The organism is Waltera acetigignens (genome assembly GCF_025567015.1).
GTDB classification, from domain to species: Bacteria; Bacillota; Clostridia; order Lachnospirales; family Lachnospiraceae; genus Acetatifactor; species Acetatifactor acetigignens.
Window position 1 is genome coordinate 32,512 of sequence record NZ_JAOQJO010000014.1, and the last position, 17,259, is coordinate 49,770.

The 17,259-nt window shown below is 47.9% G+C and carries 17 protein-coding genes; 3 read left to right on the plus strand and 14 right to left on the minus strand.

The genetic code is table 11. The features are described from left to right. Positions 1-2 precede the first annotated feature (2 nt). From OCV96_RS13230 to OCV96_RS13270, 9 genes are all read right to left on the minus strand, one after another. The gene (locus OCV96_RS13230) at positions 3-788 is read right to left on the minus strand and encodes an ABC transporter ATP-binding protein (protein ID WP_227063555.1); all 786 of its coding nucleotides are present in this window, start codon (positions 786-788) and stop codon (positions 3-5) included. A 48-nt stretch (positions 789-836) separates the two neighbouring features. Continuing rightward, positions 837-1,928 carry an ABC transporter substrate-binding protein gene (locus tag OCV96_RS13235; RefSeq protein ID WP_262594702.1) on the minus strand — a complete coding sequence of 364 codons (1,092 nt, stop codon included), beginning with the start codon at positions 1,926-1,928 and terminating at the stop codon, positions 837-839. A gap of 38 nt (positions 1,929-1,966) precedes the next feature. Then, a complete protein-coding gene (locus tag OCV96_RS13240; protein ID WP_117465898.1) occupies positions 1,967-2,755 on the minus strand; it encodes an ABC transporter permease in 789 nt (262 codons plus the stop codon). Continuing rightward, positions 2,733-3,278, minus strand: coding sequence for an L-2-amino-thiazoline-4-carboxylic acid hydrolase (locus OCV96_RS13245; RefSeq protein ID WP_262594703.1), 546 nt, complete (start codon positions 3,276-3,278; stop codon positions 2,733-2,735). Before OCV96_RS13245 ends, OCV96_RS13240 begins: the two co-directional genes overlap by 23 nt. Further along, positions 3,271-4,608: an amidohydrolase gene (locus OCV96_RS13250; RefSeq protein WP_262594704.1), complete on the minus strand. Its 1,338-nt coding sequence runs from the start codon at positions 4,606-4,608 to the stop codon at positions 3,271-3,273. The genes OCV96_RS13245 and OCV96_RS13250 overlap by 8 nt, the downstream gene beginning before the upstream one ends. Positions 4,609-4,836: 228 nt before the next feature. Beyond that, positions 4,837-8,223, minus strand: a complete 3,387-nt coding sequence (locus tag OCV96_RS13255; protein ID WP_262594705.1) for an FtsX-like permease family protein — start codon at positions 8,221-8,223, stop codon at positions 4,837-4,839. Between the two features lies 1 nt (position 8,224). After that, entirely contained in the window at positions 8,225-8,926 is a 702-nt protein-coding gene (locus tag OCV96_RS13260) for an ABC transporter ATP-binding protein (protein ID WP_022312065.1), read from the minus strand. A gap of 115 nt (positions 8,927-9,041) precedes the next feature. Then, a complete protein-coding gene (locus tag OCV96_RS13265; RefSeq protein WP_172594710.1) occupies positions 9,042-9,713 on the minus strand; it encodes a TetR/AcrR family transcriptional regulator in 672 nt (223 codons plus the stop codon). Positions 9,714-9,867: 154 nt separating this feature from the next. Next, the gene (locus tag OCV96_RS13270) at positions 9,868-10,146 is read right to left on the minus strand and encodes a hypothetical protein (RefSeq protein WP_022312067.1); all 279 of its coding nucleotides are present in this window, start codon (positions 10,144-10,146) and stop codon (positions 9,868-9,870) included. A 194-nt stretch (positions 10,147-10,340) separates the two neighbouring features. Between OCV96_RS13270 and OCV96_RS13275 the strand changes: the two genes are divergently transcribed. From OCV96_RS13275 to OCV96_RS19735, 3 genes are all read left to right on the plus strand, one after another. Next, on the plus strand, positions 10,341-10,628 hold the full coding sequence (locus OCV96_RS13275; protein WP_262594706.1) for a hypothetical protein: 288 nt from the start codon (positions 10,341-10,343) through the stop codon (positions 10,626-10,628). 105 nt (positions 10,629-10,733) lie between these two features. Then, positions 10,734-10,973 carry a TM2 domain-containing protein gene (locus tag OCV96_RS13280; protein WP_117465905.1) on the plus strand — a complete coding sequence of 80 codons (240 nt, stop codon included), beginning with the start codon at positions 10,734-10,736 and terminating at the stop codon, positions 10,971-10,973. A 66-nt stretch (positions 10,974-11,039) separates the two neighbouring features. Next, positions 11,040-11,444, plus strand: coding sequence for a DUF2752 domain-containing protein (locus tag OCV96_RS19735; protein WP_262594707.1), 405 nt, complete (start codon positions 11,040-11,042; stop codon positions 11,442-11,444). A gap of 62 nt (positions 11,445-11,506) precedes the next feature. Here OCV96_RS19735 and OCV96_RS13290 read toward each other — a convergent pair whose 3' ends face one another. The 5 genes from OCV96_RS13290 to OCV96_RS13310 all read right to left on the minus strand — a co-directional run bounded on the left by OCV96_RS13290 (position 11,507) and on the right by OCV96_RS13310 (position 17,237). After that, positions 11,507-11,725 carry a hypothetical protein gene (locus OCV96_RS13290; protein ID WP_022312070.1) on the minus strand — a complete coding sequence of 73 codons (219 nt, stop codon included), beginning with the start codon at positions 11,723-11,725 and terminating at the stop codon, positions 11,507-11,509. Then, positions 11,698-13,536 (minus strand): hypothetical protein, encoded by a 1,839-nt coding sequence (locus OCV96_RS13295; protein ID WP_262594708.1) that lies wholly within the window; start codon positions 13,534-13,536, stop codon positions 11,698-11,700. The genes OCV96_RS13290 and OCV96_RS13295 overlap by 28 nt, the downstream gene beginning before the upstream one ends. Positions 13,537-13,777: 241 nt before the next feature. Continuing rightward, on the minus strand, positions 13,778-14,887 hold the full coding sequence (locus OCV96_RS13300) for a glycoside hydrolase family 53 protein (RefSeq protein WP_262594709.1): 1,110 nt from the start codon (positions 14,885-14,887) through the stop codon (positions 13,778-13,780). A gap of 83 nt (positions 14,888-14,970) precedes the next feature. After that, on the minus strand, positions 14,971-15,813 hold the full coding sequence (locus OCV96_RS13305; RefSeq protein ID WP_022312073.1) for a sugar ABC transporter permease: 843 nt from the start codon (positions 15,811-15,813) through the stop codon (positions 14,971-14,973). Next, entirely contained in the window at positions 15,813-17,237 is a 1,425-nt protein-coding gene (locus OCV96_RS13310; protein ID WP_227063549.1) for a carbohydrate ABC transporter permease, read from the minus strand. Before OCV96_RS13310 ends, OCV96_RS13305 begins: the two co-directional genes overlap by 1 nt. Positions 17,238-17,259 lie beyond the last annotated feature (22 nt).

The following is a 17,259-nucleotide window of genomic DNA, read 5'->3' on the forward strand; positions in this document are numbered from 1 at the left end:
GCCTATAAGTTGCCCCAATAGTTGTTGGGAATATCCTGTCCGCCACTGTTAATATCTTTGGCAATTTCCGCTGCGATCTTTAACAGCAGAGGATCACTGCGTCCTCTCTTCTGCTCCAGCGGAATCTCGTAGATCTTCTGGATCGTACTGGGTCTTGGGCTTAACAGCACGACTCTGTCTGCCAGAAATACCGCTTCGTTGATATCATGGGTGACGAACAATACCGTCTTGTTCTCTGCCTGACGGATATTGATCAGTTCCTCCTGCAGTGTGCATTTGGTCAGATGATCCACGGCACTGAAGGGCTCATCCATGAGGATGACCTTGGGATTCATGGCAAGGGTTCTGGCGATGCCGGCTCTCTGCCGCATACCGCCGGACAGCTGTGCCGGATATTTGTTCTCAAAACCGTTCAGGCTGACCATGGAGATATAACGCTTTAACCGTTCTTCTCTCTCTTCCCTGGGTACTCCGGCGATCTCCAGTCCGAATGCCACATTTTTCCGTACGGTTCTCCAGGGAAACAGGGAGGCATCCTGGAATACCACGCCAATATCTCTGCTGGTACCGTGTACCGGCTGTCCATCCAGCAATACTTCGCCGCTTGTAGCATCCAGCAGGCCCGCCACGATCTCTAACAGGGTACTCTTACCGCATCCGCTGGGACCTACGATGCAGACGAATTCACCTTCTGCCACATCAAGATTGATGTCATGCAGTGCCTGTACTTCGTTTCCATCCTGATCGATATAGGTTTTGTTGATATTTTTAATGGATATTGCGGGCATTTCCATTACCTCCGTTTCCTGTGTCTCTTATTTTCAGAGCATTTTCAATTATTTTGCTTCCGGGTCGGTCATTCCCAGGGTATCTGCAGCTACCTGCGCAAATTCGTTGGTGTAGGTTCCTTCGTAGCTGACATTTTCATCTCCCCAGCCGTACTCCTTCAGATATTCAAAGGTGGTAGCCAGACGATCTTCGGGGATTACCGGATAATCCAGCCATACATCGATTTCCGACTCGATGGCCTTTCTCATAACCTCTTCGGAAGTATTCATCTCTTTTGCTGCCCATGCAACAAATTCGTCGAAATAGTCATTCTTAACTTCTTCATGTACCTGATAATAAGCGGTCAGGAAGCGCTGCAGCTTCTCCGGCTCATTTTCAATAAAGCTGTTGCTTGCGATGATCGTTCCGGTATAGTAGTCGGGGATGTAGTCCCAGGCTCTTCCCAGGATATGTCCGGTGCCGTCTGCCTCAGCCAGTGCCGCATACGGGTTGTGAATGATCGTAGCGTCCACTTCGCCGGAAGTCAGGGATGCATAAGCGGTCTGGTATACGCCGTTGGCGATCAGATCCACGTTATCCGTGCTGACACCGTTCTTCTCCAACATCTTCAATACGGAAAGTCTCATTCCACCGGAAGCTCCTGCGGTACCGACTTTTTTGCCTTCCAGATCGGAGAAGTCCTGTATATCATTGTTTGCCACCAGCCAGTAGCATCCGGAGTATCTCCACATATTTCCTACCAGCTTGGCAGGCACACCGTTGTAGATACCGGGGATATAAGAACTGGGATCTCCGTCTGCCACATCGATCTCTCCTCTGGTGATCAGGGACATTACTGTGGAGTTGGTATCGGCGCTGGCCTCTACGTTTTCGAACTCAATACCAAGCTCTTTATACAGACCCTTTTCAATGGCAAAACGGTTCACCGCACCGGTCATTCCGGTAGCGAAGCAGGAACGGATCACGATGGTGTCTCCGGATTCCTCTCCTGCGGTAGTTGCACTTGCTGTCTGGCTTCCCTCATTCTGTGCGGCTCCGGTTGCTGCATTGTTGCCGGTTGCTGCACTGCTGCCGCAGCCTGCCAGTACTCCGGTTGCCAGTGCCACAGTCAGTAATACGCTGAATACTTTCTTTTTCATAACATTTTCCTCCTCGTCTATTGAAAAAATTTATTTGCTTATACATGTCTCCATCGATAGCTGATAGCATATTCGATGGCATCGATCAGTTTTACCGCACCTACGGATAATAAGGTGATCAGGATGATCAGGAAGAACATCCTCGGGGTGTTCAACAGGTTCTGGGACTCTGTCAGCAGATAGCCAAGTCCTGCTCTTGCCGACTGCATTTCCGAGAACAATACACCGGTCAGTGCCGTTGCCGCTGCCAGCTTCAATCCATTAAAGATGGAAGGGAGTGCCGCCGGAATGATGACCAGAAATACGGTTTGGAAACGGTTGGCCCGAAAGACCCTTGCCACCTTCAGGTATTCCTTTTTACACTCCTTGGCTCCGGTCACGGTATTGTACAGGATCGTAAATACCGAGAACAGAAATACCAGAAATGCCTTGGACTGGAAGCCGATGCCGAACCACAGGATCAACAGTGGCAGAATCGCTACCTTGGGAACTGCCATGATCGCAGAACAGAACACATTCATGTACTTCTCCGATACCGGAAACAGTGTCCACAACAGACCTACCGCAATACCGACTACCACTGCGGACAGGTAACCTGCCAGTGCCTCCTGGATCGTCAGCAATAAGTGGGGCCATAAGGTTCCGTCTGTAATGATCTTAATGCCCTCTTCCACGATGGAAGTCGGGGACGCCACGAAGATCGTAAGCACCCTGCCGGAATCTACTGCCCATTGCATCCACAGAAGCAGTGCCGCCACGGTGAGCAGCTGTGCCAGATTCACCCAGGTAAAACGTTTCTTATTCTTAGTTTTCTTCTTTTTTTCCATAAGTGTATTCTCCTCGCTTCACCTTATCGCTTTCAAAGTACTCTCTCTTACAACAGGTACCTTCCAGGATGACATTCTGTGTGATCCTGTGGGAGAGACATTTGGAAAAGTTCTCAATGGTAGTAGTGTCGATCACGTCACAGTAAAACGGTGCGATCTCTCGGAACCAGGGATATTTGTCAAAATAAGTTCTCCACACTTCCGCATAGGGACAGTGATCTTCTCCCCATTCCGGGATCCATCCGGTGAAGGGAAGGTCGATAACACTCATAAAGTCTTTTACGGAATCTGCCTTCAGGCCTTGCGCCAGTGCCTTTTCCCGCAGCTGATCCGACCGGTCCACTGCCAGTTCGAATACGGTCTGTCTCACGATATCTTTGGTCTTCTCCAGTCCGAACTGGTCATATAATACTTTGCTGAAATGGAAGAACTGCATGGCGAACTGTCTTGCGGCCTTTCTCACTTCACTTACCAACAGTTCTCTGGGAACCGTTCCTTCTATTTTATAATCTGCTTTACTCAATGTCCGCTTCCTCCACCTTATTAAAGCTGTCCATAAAAGCTATGTATTCCTGTTTATCAGCGAATCTCGGATGATATTCCTGTTTGGTCCGCTTCGTCACTTCCGCGCCGTCCTTCAACATTCGGTAAGCACTCAGGGCAAATATCTTGGCTGTCAGCACATAGGCTTCTTCCTCATCCACGATGTCGAAATCCACCTGGTGCAGACCACCGACGGCACCACCGGTATTGAAAGTGATCACAGGAAGCAGATGCTGTACATCTCCCACATCTGTGGATCCTCCGCTGTGTTCCTCCGGTCTGACCTCGTATACCGTTTTTTCTCCTGCCAGTGCTTTCACCGCATCGGCCATCTCTTCCGGTGCCGGCTGCCAGAGAGAAGGAAGATAGCCCGGCATAGTCTCGATACGATACCCTGCTCCCATGGCAAGTGCTCCTGCCTTGAAGGAACGATCTGTCTTGACGGATGCATCTGCGAAAGCTTCCAGGGTCTTGCCTCTTACCAGTGTCTCCAGCACCGCTTCGTTGGGAACTACATTGACCAGATCTCCGCCCTTGGTCAGGATCGGATGAACCCTCACGCAATCCTCATCCCGGAAGGTCTCACGGTTCAGTGCCAGTGCCTGTAACCCCAGGCTTGCTGCCGATAAGGCGTTGACACCTTTTTCCGGACATCCCGCCGCATGGGCTGCTTTTCCTTTGATACGGATCACCTTGGATACAAAACCATTGCCGCTGTTGCTTCCAAGCCGGATTCCCTCTAAGGAAATATGATGCGCCAGTGCCACATCCACATCATCGAAAGCACCGATGCGGATCAGTTCACATTTTCCACCACCGTAAGCGATCTTGCCATCAGTGATCAGCTGATTCTTGAATTCGATCTCACCGTACTCTTCCGCCGGTGTGGCGAAGAAGATCACCTGTCCATCCAGCTTCTGTGCCACCTCTGCATCCGTAAGTGCCAGCGCCGCTCCGATGACTCCTGCCAGCTGTGCGTGATGTCCACAGCAGTGAGCTGCCTGTGTCTCCTGATTTGCATGTGCATGCTGCGGAATCCTCAGGGCATCCAGTTCTCCGATCAATGCCAGGGATGCATTTCCGGCCTTTTCTTTATTTAAATAGGCTTTTGCTCCGGTGATGGCCAGATCCGTCTGTACCGGCAGCTGTAAGCTCTTCATAAAATCCACGAACTTTTTCGAAGTGCGGAATTCCTTGTAGCCCAGCTCTGCATGATCGTAAATATCTCTTGCGAACTCTACGATGGTCTCCCGGTTGTCATCTATGATCTTAAGGATTCTCTGTTCTGTCGTATCAAAGGTTGCTTCCACGGTGTCATCCTCCTCGTCTTTTATATCCTAGTAAATCTATATGTTTTCTATGTTTTAGATGATATTACCTTATATTTCCTAGTTTGTCAATAGGGTTAGTATGTATTTATATAAAAAAGTTAGGTAACAGTTCAGCCATGAACATATTTGCCCGCAAAATCATGCAAGCATGATTTCTGTGCCCAGATATGTTCATGGCTGAACTGTTACCTATATTTACTTACTTATTTACTCTCTATTCTTCAATACTTCCGCAGGCACCAGCTTGTTCAGTCTGCCCACCAGCAGGAAGTTTATCACCAGATAGCAGATCAGGATGCCTCCGTAGATCATGCCGTACAACTGCGGCGGGAACTGTAAATCCATTCCGATGGCCACATTGGAAATAAAATACGGGAAGATCAGATCCATGGACCATTTTGCCAACGGTACTCCCAACAATGCTCCCAACATTATAATATAGAAGTTCCCGTCCAGATACAGTCTGCGGATCTCTCCCTTTCGGTAGCCGAGTACTTTCATCAGGGAAATGGAGAATGCAGAACGGTCGATCATGACCTTCATCATCAGATACATGACGATCATGAAGATCAGTGCGGAGATGGCCGCCAGCATGCTGACCATAGGTCCCATCATATCCGTAAATATCTGAGAGCTTTCCTCCACGTTTTCTCTGGATACCGTAGAATACAGTCTGCCGTTGTCGATGTCCAGTGCATGATCGGCGAATACTACATTATAATAGTCGTCTTCCTGATCGAACAGTTCCTGCATGGCATCCCGGTCTAAAAATACATAAACACCGGAGGCAAAATGAACGATATCTTTGACAGTAAACGCATAATCTCTCTCGTTCACTTCATCGGAAAGCACCAGTTTGTCACCGACCTTCACGCCAAATTTCTGTGCTGCGGCGCTGGAGATCACGATCTCATTTTTCTTATTGCTGGTCTCCACCGGAAAATATGGATTATCCTTATCGATTCCCAGTACCGTCACATCCAGATTATAACCGTAAGCCTCCTTTTTCAGACTCTCCACATAAGCCGGAGTACCATCCTCCGGCACATCCTCCGTGGGATATTTGTAAGTATACATATAAGCATAGGTCGTCTCATCCAGGCAGGCGTCTCCAAAGTTCTTACACAGAACATAGCAGTCTGCAGAGATCAAAAGTACCAGCAGGCAGATAAACATACCGATCACCACCGCCACGGCAGAACGCATCTCCCGAAGGAGCTGACGGACCTGGAATCTGTGAAGGAACTTCATATTTCCCAGATTTACATCTTGTATCTTCCCGGCCCTGCCTGCGGTCTGTTCATTTCGAAGCAGAGACAGTGCCGTGCGCTTCAACTTCTTGCTGATCACCAGACAGTTTACCAATGCGGCCGTCACCGGCGGCATGACCAGACTGTAGACCAGCAGATAGGCCGGAGTCACGATTTCCATGGGTGGCAGGGAAAAATACACGATACTGTCCTGCATCTGCCAGCCGGTACCATACTTCGAAAAGCCCAGGACACAGCCGACCGCACCTCCTAAGAAGGAGATCATCATGGGATTGAGCAGATAATGGAACAAAAGCTGCCCTCGCGTCACACCCAAAGCGTACAGCGCACCGATGACGCTGCTCTCTTTTTCAATATTATGTACCACAAATACGGAGATCACGTAAGTGAACATGACCATCAGGATAATACCGGATACCATACCGGCATATTTATTGATGATCACATCCCCGCTGGCGGCATCGATTCTGGGATTATCCCCTGCCACCAGAAACTGTGTCAGATTGTCGATATCGAAAGTAAAATACTCATCGATCATATCATTGGCTTCATCCTGCAGTTCCTGCACACCGTCCCGCAGTTCCCTGCTGCCATCCGCAATCTCATCCACGGCATCCGTATAATCGATGATTCCTTCCCGGAAATCCTCCAGATCCGCCAAAGTATCCTTCGCGTCCTTCAAGGAATCCCGCAGCCTGGCATCCACACTGCTGCCCTCTGCCATCAGCTGGTCCAGCTCTTCCTTATAATTGTCGGCAGTCAGTTCTACCTGAATATCACTTTCTTCCAGCTGTGCCTCCACCATATCCATCAGTGCATCCACCACGGCATCTGTGCCGTCTACCAGAGGCTCACTGGCGGTATAAAGCACGCTCAGCCCCTGGAACAGCTCCTGGGATCCTCCGGCTGCTTCTCCGACACCGGCGGTATAGGCTTTCACCCCATCCCGAAACTGTGCCACGGTGTCCAACTGACTTTTCACTGCAGACAGCTGCACCGCTGCCTGGGATGCCCCCATCTGTGTAAAGACAGTTGCCAGCTGATCCAGCTGCTCTCCGTAACCGCCAGCCGTCAGTCCCGGAAAGCTGATCCCGTATGCCGCATAAGGTTCCAACTCTGCCTGGAGCTGTTCATTCACCATGCCCAGAATGGCATTAAAAATAGCATCAGCTCCCTGATTCAACGCAGCACTGTTTTCCGTGATCTGACTCATACCGCCCACCAGTGCTCCGCCGCCGGCAGAAGCTGCATTAACTCCGTCCGTGTAGGATTTCACACCATCCCGGAACTCCTGCAGATCTTCCAGAGACTTTTTCGCGTCCTGCAGGTTCTGCCGCAGGGATGCGGTGTAGGCATGAGGATTAGCGATCATGGCATTCAGCTGTTGTTCATAATTGCCTGAAGTCAGTGTCACTTCCACTCCGGCATCCTTCAGGCTGTCATTCACCTGTTCCAGCATGGCATCAAACAACTCATCCGCCGCATCCGTCAGTTCTGTATTATGATCCGCCAGTTCATCCACACCGTCCACCAGCTCATCCACGCCATCCAGAAGTTCCTGGATACCATCCTGAATATCGTTCTTCGTCTCTTCCGCATCTGCCAGCATTTCCAGAAAATAAGTATCCGTCACCTTACTGCGGTCCAGTTCGAAGGATTGTAACAGTTCCTTCAGTTCCTGATCCGTCATGGTATCATTCAGCAGATAGGTGTAAGTATAATCCTCCGTCCGGAAATTCTGTCCGCCTGCTTTCAGAGCTTCATAATCCTCTGCCGTGACAAATCCGAAGCCAAACAGATTGCTGTCTACAGTGGTATCTGACGTTTTCTCAAAAGCAGCATCGTAATCCGGCGTGCTGCCGATTCCGGCAACGGTGAACTCTTTTCCCCCAACGATAAAGATATCTCCTAATTGCAGCTCATGTTTTTCCGCATAATGCTGTTCCAACAGGATCTCTCCCTGTGCCGGAATTTCCTCCCCTTCTGCTGGAACGAACAGATCTACCGATTCTCTTGCCTGATAGACACGAAACGTGGACTGTCCCAGATGAAAATCCAGGGAAAAATCCCTCTGCAGTGTCACACCTTTTTCCGTGATCTGTGCGGTCTCTTTTTCGGTCAGCGGAACAAAAACGCCAAACTGTCCGTTCTCTCTGTGATGGACACGTCCGCTCTCCTTCGTCCCCTGCATAATAGTCTCGGCAGCTCCCACAATAGCCACCACCATATACATGACCAGTGCCACCAGGAAAAACAGTGCCAGATACCGAAGCAGGTTTTCCCGGATATCCCGAAGTACTCGTTTGCTTAATATCCTCTGCATCCTACAAATCCTCCAGTTCTGCCGCAGGAACACGTTTCTCGTTCCGATAGTTCTTGCTGATCTGTCCGTCCTTGATCATAATGACCTGATGTACCATGTTTTTAATGGAATTATTATGCGTAACAATAAGCATCGTAGTGCCATACTGTCTGTTGATATCCTCCAGCAGTATCAGGATGTCCCGGGAAGTCCTGGAATCCAGCGCACCCGTAGGCTCATCGCATAACAGAAGGCTCGGATTCTTGATTAAGGCTCTGGCGATGGCACAGCGTTGCTGTTGTCCGCCGGAAAGTTGTGCCGGGAACTTGTTCTGATGTTCCGTCAGTCCCAGTACCTGCAGCAGTTCCTCCATATTCAAAGGATTCTTCGTCAGATACTGGCAAACCTGGATATTTTCCTTCACCGTCAGATTCGGCACCAGATTATAAAACTGGAAAATAAAACCCAGCTTCTCCCGACGGTAATTGGAAAGTGCTTTACTGTTAAGCCCCGCCACCTCCTGTCCATCCACTACGATGGAACCGGAATCCACGGTATCCAGTCCTCCGATGCAGTTGAGCAGCGTGGATTTGCCGGAACCGCTGGTGCCCTGGATGACACACATTTCACCTTGTTCCACTCCTGCGGTGATTCCCTTTAATACCTGTACATAACCGCCGCCTTCTCCATAGCTCTTCTTCAGATCCTTCACTTCCAGATACATATCCTGCCTCCTCATCACTAATGATAATGATTTTCATTATAACATAACACTGTTATGTTAATGCTCTGAAACAGCACCCCTGCAAAGTCCAAACTTCCTTGGGGTGCATTGTATTTTAGCTTTCTGTCATTATGCCCATCCATCCGCGCACCAGATACATCGTCAAGGCATCCACATGCTTCAATGCCACTCTCTCTTCTGTCTCATGCAGAAACAGGTGTACAAAAGTATCTACCATAATGTGGGCCATCCAGTGTGTCATGTAATCATCGACCCGCGGTCTTCCGGTGGCATTCGTCACCATATCGCATAATCTGCGGTACTGCTGCTCCGAGATATCCACGACCTCATCCAGACAATTTTCAAATCGGGACCCCTGAGATTTCGTCAGGAGCAGCAGAAAGGCCTCCCGGTTCGCATACATCTGCCGGATGATCTGTCTGGATGCTTCCAGATCCCCGTCATCCGCAATATCCAGCTGTGCCACCTGATCCTCGTTGTGCATCTCTGTGGCATAATGTTCTTCCATTATTGCATACAGCTGCCGCAACGGCTCTTCCACCAGTGCTGCCAACAGATCTTCCTTATCCTTGAAGAAAAAATACAGCGCCCCTGTGGTCACTCCGGCCTCTTTACAGATATTCCGCAGGGAAGCTTTCATATATCCTTTTTCCAAAAACTCCCTTTTGGCACATTCCAGAAGGTGCTGCCTGGTTTCTTTATTCTCATTTTGCGTTTCCTGTTTTAAGGGCATTGCGATCTCCTTCGGGAATAATACTCCTCTCATAGAAAGCATCCCCTGCCTGCAAGCAGTCAGGTATGTTTTCTATGGAAGAGTTTATTCTATCATATGTTCACTCGTTCACATAACGTTGTTATGTCTGCATTATAAATAAAAACAGGATTGCTGTCAACCCTGTTTTTATTTTCGTCATTTCGTGTTATTTTGTTTTCAGCTGTTCGATCTTTTCCTGTAAATCTGCAATGGCTCTCTGGCTGTTCTTAATGGTCTCGCACTGCTTCTCAAAAGGAGGCTCCGGCATATCGCTGTACTGTTCAAAATAGATCTTGCCGATCTCCAGATAGTTCTTCTTCATGACTTCCTCGCAGGTAGAGATCTGGCTCTTCAGATTAGCAATGGCTGCCAGTTCTTTTGCTTTGTCTGCCGCTACTTTTCCCTTTTCGGTGATGGTATCACCGATCTTCTCTATAATATCCATCGTATGATCTCCTTTCTCTTCCTACCGCCCGCACTTTGGATCTGTCTGTCCTTCCCGTCCGGGCTGTTTCGGTTTCCATATTCCGTGTGTATTATTGTACCTTCTTCCGGATACCGCGTCAAGTATAAGCGCTACTTGCGCATTTCAAAGAATCTGTGCTATAATCGCCTTGTAATACTATTGGAGGTGACATCATGCAGCCGCTATATACCACTCTGAAAGTTAATAATGAGATTGAATTGTGCGAAGTATCCGATCCCGATTGCAAGCAGCTCATCGAGAGAGCATTGCTGAAAAACCGGATTTCTTATTATATCCGCTGGCCGAAGGCTTCCCTCTTCAGCCGCAAAAAAGATGCCTGCATCATCTGCATCAACGACAATGTCAAGGATGCTGCGGAAGAAATCGTCCGCGGGATCTGTGACGAATCCGGATACAATGTGCGCTTTATTTTAAAACGTTCCTCTAATAACTATTTATAGACCCTTAAAGCACATAATTTTATGTTTTTTTCGTTTATTGATTGATTTTTTCTCACTAATGGATCATAATGATGATATCATTTAATACAAAGGAGGGGCTTTCTAATGGAAAAGCGTGTTAACAAGCATGTATTTGCCTGGGTTTTCTGCTTTTTACTTGGTGAGTTGGGTGTTGATAGATTCGTCAGAGGTCAGGTTGGTCTCGGAATTTTGAAGCTTCTCACTGCCGGTGGCTGCGGAGTATGGAGCCTGGTCGACTGGATCATTGCTCTTACCAAGGCATACGGTGCTGCTTATGCCGGTTCCGAAGAAGTTGTATTCGTAGACGGTAAATATACAGCATAATCACAGGATAAAAAAAGCTTTTGCCGGAGACGACAAAAGCTTTTTTCTTTTTATAGGTTGCCGATCATGAATAAAAACATAAAACAAACTATATTTCTTATTTCTATTATTGCACTACTCCTGCTTTTCCTGTGGTTCTCAGGATATCAATGCCCTTTACTATTTTTTTTTGGCATTCCATGCCCTTTCTGTGGAATGACCAGAGCATTTTTATGCCTATTAAGCGGTGATCTTACAACAGCCTTTTATTATCATCCTCTCTGGCCTGTAGTATTGGGAATTTTTATTATTTTTCCTCTTTGGAAATTCCGGCTTCTTCACTTATCGGACAAATGGATCGATCATGGGGCGTTTGCGATTGGAATTCTGTTCTTGCTCTGCTTTATCATAAGGCATGTAACACATTCTCCCATTGTACAGATTGATTTTACAAAAGGTATTTTTCATTTCTTTTCATATATGAATACATGAAAAAGGAGCTGTAATACAGCCCCTTTTTTCAATGCTCTTATGCAATCGCTTTATCCGTTTTCTCAATCAAAATCGAATTTGGTGTAACGCTCATACATAGCGCCATAACGGAATCTTGCCATTTCATTTTTCTTGAGGACATCTTCCTCGGATCCCCTGTACTGACAACGCAGGCAGTAGTATTCCTTCTTATCCTTATCGTAGAACATATCCATATCGATATCTCTCATGAAGCAAGAGGGACATCTGTAGTTTAATTTGCCTTTTCCAGCTTGAGCCATGTTGCAACGACCTCCTTATCCTTGATTTTGGAATTGTAACCCAGTGTAAACATCGGGGAGAATGCATATCCTTCCTTCACATATCCGACAGCGCCTTCTGCATTGGTGCTCATGGATACTGCGGTCTCAATCTGAGGAATGACAGCTCTTACTTCGTCAGCCTCTGCCTTCTCCATCTCACGGCACTTGTACTCGTAATCCAGAGTCTCTACCTCGTCACCCTTTTTGGTGCTCAGGGTGATACCCAGCATGTCCTCAGAGTACTCAGTGGTACCATAGCATGCTACGATGTACTCGTTCAGTTCTACTTCTGCGTTCGGATCGCTCATCTCCAGGATCTTACGCTCGATCTTGATCGCTGAGCTGCCTTCCTCGAAGGAAACGATGGTCTGTAATTTTACGGTCAGATCATAGAACTCGATATCTACGGGATCCAATGTCAGGATTCTGGTGTTGCCTTCCTGAGAGAAATGAGCTTTGGTACGGCACAGGCACAGATCCACTTCTTCACCGTTGTGTTTTAACTTGGCACTTCTAACGGTACCTTCTCCTGCATAATGTGTGAAGTAACCTGCACGGTACTTCTCCTGGATCAGGAAAGGATAGGAAGCATCGGTCACATGCTTGGTGCCGATACCTACCGGCCACTCCAGCTTTGCAGCGTAAGGGCGCAGGTCTACGATAGCACCGCCCTGATCCATATTTACGCAGGCACGCATGAAGGGATCACAGTACCAGAACAACTGCTTGTCGGAACCGTACAAAATATCTCTCCACAGAGCACACTCAGGCTCGGTGTAGGTCTTCTTCTGACGATAGTAATCAGCGAACTCCGCCATGGTCATATCGGTAAGCTTGCCTTCCTTCTTCAGGTCGCCGTAATACTTCATACCGTCTTCATAACTCTTCTTCAACAGTTCGTAAGGCTGCTCCCAACGGCCCATTTTGTTCAGCCAACCGGGTCCTACGAACATCATGTTGTATGCGTATCCGTTGTTGTACTTCTCCAGGGAACGATACTGATCGATCAGGTTGTACAGATAAGGATACTCCCAGGTCTTGGTGTCATAGATCATACCACGCAATACGTTCTGAGGATGGGTTCCGAAGTTGGAGCCATTGCCGTCATAGCATGCCAGCAGGTCTCTGGACAGGTGAGGGATTGCTACTACACCGCTGTCCTCAGCTTCGTTGGCTGCAGGTGCATGGGTATTCTGCTTGGAAGGGATCCAAGGTGCCCAGGGGCCGCCATCCATGAAGGTATACCAGGAGTTGTTGCAGGTATGATATGCCTTGGGGCCTTCCTCCCAACAGGTTGCTACCGCACATTTTACGGTAGGATAGGTTGCTTTGATATAATTGGTCAGATCTGCATCCATGTAGTAAGATCCGGTGGATTCGGGATAGAATCCGAACTTTTCATGGAACTTTCCGAATACATCATCCACGATAGACTTTTTGTCTTCCATGGAGAACATCCAGATACAGAAATCCTTGGTCTTGTACTTCTCACGGAACTCTGTGCAGGGCAGTCCTAACAGAGACAGTGCGATCTCATCACCGTACTTCTCGTGATCTGCCTTAGCCAGTGCTACCGCTTCGTCATTGAACAGGGAAGCATAGGTCATCTGAATGGTAGTCTTCAAACCATTCTTGTGTGCAGTTTCCTGCTGAAACTTGAAAATATCCAGAGATTCTGTTAACAGTGCTTTTCTGCCCAGATCCTCTTCTTTGCCGTGTCCGGTTACTTTTTCCGCATACTCGGGAACCATCTCCGGACGGTGAATGATATTCACGATAAACTTATCCATCTTTTCCTCCATCTCGCCATTTGGCATCTTATATCGTGAGCATAGCTCACTCAATGCATTTCACAAAATCACACTTGCAAGCAAGTGATTTTGCTTCAGTATATCATGATTCGCACCTACGGTGCTTACCGTTGCTTCGCAACGATCATGATCAAATTCGCCGTTCGCCAATTATGCAAGCATATTGGCTCACTTGCACTCATTATATCATCCTCCCCGCATTGCGGGAACGAATATCACATTACTTCTGAAAGTCTCTGATCACTTTCAACGCGGGCAGTGCATTTCCATCATAATCGAACAGTGCCTGATTGGCCCATTCGTTTCCGCCCGGACCGGGATCCTGAATATAGTTCAGGGATTCCTCGTTGGCCCAGCCACAACCAGGCATTGGGATCCATGCCGGCTCCCAATAGTAGAAGCCCTTTCCTCTGCCCTCCGGAACCTGTGTGATCCTCTCCATGACCTTCTGCATAAATGCAGACTGTCCTTCCGGTGTCATAGGATACTCCACCGCCTCTGCAAGGTGGGGCTTGGTCGCAATGCCCTTGCGCTGTTCCGGTGACAGCTTTTCCCTGTCTGCATAGTCCTCCATGGTGAAGCCCATGGATACCTCTGCCACAATGACATCCTTCTGATATCTCTGAGAGAGATCGTTCATATTATTTGTCAGATCATCAATGGTTCCATGCCAGAAAGGATAATAGGACAATCCGATGACATCGAAGTCCTCTCCTCTCTGTACATAGGCATCAAACCATTCTCTGCAGCGGGCATTGTTGCCGCCACAGTCCAGATGAAGCATCACGCGGCTATCCGGGGATATTTCTCTCACTGCACGGATGCCCGCACTGATAAACCGGGCGATATTGTCAACATTGTCCCATTTTCCATGAGGCCACATCAGGCCATTGGTGATCTCATTACCTACCTGTACCATCTCCGGAAGCAGATCCAGACGCTTTAATTTCAGCAGCACATCCTTCGTGTAATCATACACATACTTCTCCAGTGCATTGGCATCTGCATACGCCCACTCCTTGGGAGGAAACTGTTTGCCGGGATCTGCCCAGAAATCACTGTAATGCAGATCCAGCAGATAGCTGTAACCCAGCTTTTTGCCTGCGGAAGCCAGTGCCACCAGTTTTGTAAAGTCACTGGTACCGGCTCCGTAAGGCTTGCCGTCCTCACTGTAAGGATCGTTCCAGAGACGGATGCGCAGAGAGTTGGCACCGTATTTTTTCAGGATCTCCAGTGCGTCCCCCTCTTTGCCTTCGTCATAATACTTTGCACCGAGAGCTGTCTCTTCCGGCAAAGTCGATACATCCATACCTTTGATAAATTTATCCATAAATTAACTCTTTATCTCCATGTCATACATTTATCCGGAGAATCCATTCCATGGATTCTCCTAGGTTAAACTGCCTAAGCAGTTTAACCTTTCACTGCGCCACCGGTGATACCTTCCACATAGAACTTCTGCATGATCACAAATAATACAGAGATAGGAATAGATACCAGTACACCGCCTGCACAGAACTGACCAAAGTAAGTGTTGATCAGGCTCTTATCCAGCATATTGTACAGACCGATAGCAACAGTCCACTGGGAAGATATGCCGGCATTTAACATCAGCTTTGCATATACGAAATCCATCCAGGGGGACAGGAAGGAGCTGATAACGGTATATACAATGATGGGACGGCTCATGGGGATAACAACCTTCCAGAAGATCGTAGCCTCACTGGCTCCATCCAGATAAGCAGCCTCGCGCAGGGAATTCGGAATCGTATCGAAGAAGCCCTTTGCGATCAGGTAACCCAGTCCGGCGCCGGCAGAATATACCAGGATCAGTCCGAGGTGAGTGTTGGTCAGGTTCAATGTCTTCAGGATAAAATATACTGCGATCATGGACAATACACCGGGAAACAGATTCACGATAACTGCGGCGTTCATCAGCGGCTTACGTGCCGGGAAACGCATGCAGGAGGTCGCATAGGCCACCATCAGTACAAAAGCGGTGGAGATCACACATACCACACATGCAATGATGAAGGTGTTCTTGAACCAGTTCGGGAACTGTGCCACACTGTCCGCAGAGAAAAGCAGATTCTTATACTGCGCCAGACTCCATTCCTTCGGGAAAAAGGTGCTGGTATTCATGCCGGTGTATGCGCTGAAGGAGGTGACCACCAGCCATACGATAGGCACCAGCCAGACAAATGCCAAAAACGCCAGTAACAGGTTATGTAATAAAGTCTTAATAAATCTCTTCATTAACGGAACGCCTCCTCTCTGTCACCCTTCAGGAATCTGCTGAAGGCAATGAGGGTAAATACCGCACATAGGATAAACACAATAATACCGATGGTGGATGCCATCTTGTAGTTGTAATAGCTCTGTGTCAGATTGAACAGCCAGGTGATCAGCAGATCCACTTCCTTCGCCTGGGAGTTCGCCATGGCCTGATTTGTGGTGGTATATACACCCTGGGTCAACAGATAGATTACGTTGAAGTTATTAATATTCTTGACAAAATCCGTTACCAGAGAAGGACCCGTGACGAACAGCATATACGGCATAGTGATATGAATAAAGCTCTGCATCGGAGTAGCGCCGTCGATCTTCGCACTCTCCAGCTGGTCAGAAGGAATATTCATCAGCACACCGGTAGCGATCAGCATCTGGTAAGGAACACCGATCCAGATATTGATCAGGATGATCATGACATGTGCCCATCCGGGAGCGGACAAAAACGGAATATAACTGGTACTGATCGCGCCGATATCTCTCAGCCACTGGGTAATTCCCGCATTGGCACAGATTGTGTTCATGATGCCGTTGTTCGCGAAAAAGTTACGTACCAGAAGTAAGGAGACGAACTGGGGAACTGCGATCGTTACAATGAACAGCGTTCTCCACAGCTTGGGCAATTTGGTTCTCTTATTATTGATCAGCAGGGACAACAGAATACCGCCGATGTAAGTGGTAGCGGTTGCAAACAATGCCCATACCAGCGTCCAGATCAAGATCCTACGGAAGGCATAACCGAAGGTAATGGTCATTCCACCGCTGGAGAACAGATTCTTGAAGTTGGTAAATCCCACCCATGTAAACAATGCGGAGGGAGGCATATGTCCCTGATCATAGTTCGTAAACGCAACAGCGATCAGGATCAGCAGAGGAACGATCGTGAAAATAACAACACCCATGACAGGAAGTGCCAGCAGTGTGATATAGAATTTGTCATTCTTGAACTGCTGCAAGTCTTCTACAAACGTATTGATATGTTCTCCTGCCTGTGCTTTTTTCTGAAGCCGGTAAACGGTCACTTCATTCTTAAGCCAAATCACCAGGAATGTGAACCAGACCACAAATGAGATTACGGAGAACAATAGGATCATAAATGAGTTGTCATAATCATTGAACTCATTCTGCATGGTTACAATATTGAAAACCGTCTCCTGCTGAACCGTTCCCAAAGTTCCAAAATCACGTACATACTCTGTGGCAAAGCCAAAGGTGAATACAATGACTGCCACTTCGAGCAGAGTCATTAAAATACCTTTGATAATTTGTTTTCTGCGGATATATCCTGCTCCCATCCAGACCAGGGATAATTTTACGAACAGATCTCCTTTTACGACTGCTTCACCGAACTCCTTGAAGAATCCGCCGATTCCGCTCTTTTTCTTCTTCATTCTCTGCCCTCTCCTTTCTTCA

Bases quoted from the DNA above. Each gene is read 5' to 3' on its own strand.
- OCV96_RS13290 (WP_022312070.1), bottom strand. From the start codon at position 11,725: ATGGCTCAAGCTGGAAAAGGCAAATTAAACTACAGATGTCCCTCTTGC.
- OCV96_RS13230 (WP_227063555.1), bottom strand. From the start codon at position 788: ATGCCCGCAATATCCATTAAAAATATCAACAAAACCTATATCGATCAG.
- OCV96_RS19735 (WP_262594707.1), top strand. From the start codon at position 11,040: ATGAATAAAAACATAAAACAAACTATATTTCTTATTTCTATTATTGCA.
- OCV96_RS13235 (WP_262594702.1), bottom strand. From the start codon at position 1,928: ATGAAAAAGAAAGTATTCAGCGTATTACTGACTGTGGCACTGGCAACC.
- OCV96_RS13305 (WP_022312073.1), bottom strand. From the start codon at position 15,813: ATGAAGAGATTTATTAAGACTTTATTACATAACCTGTTACTGGCGTTT.
- OCV96_RS13300 (WP_262594709.1), bottom strand. From the start codon at position 14,887: ATGGATAAATTTATCAAAGGTATGGATGTATCGACTTTGCCGGAAGAG.
- OCV96_RS13255 (WP_262594705.1), bottom strand. From the start codon at position 8,223: ATGCAGAGGATATTAAGCAAACGAGTACTTCGGGATATCCGGGAAAAC.
- OCV96_RS13265 (WP_172594710.1), bottom strand. From the start codon at position 9,713: ATGAGAGGAGTATTATTCCCGAAGGAGATCGCAATGCCCTTAAAACAG.
- OCV96_RS13295 (WP_262594708.1), bottom strand. From the start codon at position 13,536: ATGGATAAGTTTATCGTGAATATCATTCACCGTCCGGAGATGGTTCCC.
- OCV96_RS13310 (WP_227063549.1), bottom strand. From the start codon at position 17,237: ATGAAGAAGAAAAAGAGCGGAATCGGCGGATTCTTCAAGGAGTTCGGT.
- OCV96_RS13270 (WP_022312067.1), bottom strand. From the start codon at position 10,146: ATGGATATTATAGAGAAGATCGGTGATACCATCACCGAAAAGGGAAAA.
- OCV96_RS13275 (WP_262594706.1), top strand. From the start codon at position 10,341: ATGCAGCCGCTATATACCACTCTGAAAGTTAATAATGAGATTGAATTG.
- OCV96_RS13280 (WP_117465905.1), top strand. From the start codon at position 10,734: ATGGAAAAGCGTGTTAACAAGCATGTATTTGCCTGGGTTTTCTGCTTT.
- OCV96_RS13260 (WP_022312065.1), bottom strand. From the start codon at position 8,926: ATGTATCTGGAAGTGAAGGATCTGAAGAAGAGCTATGGAGAAGGCGGC.
- OCV96_RS13240 (WP_117465898.1), bottom strand. From the start codon at position 2,755: ATGGAAAAAAAGAAGAAAACTAAGAATAAGAAACGTTTTACCTGGGTG.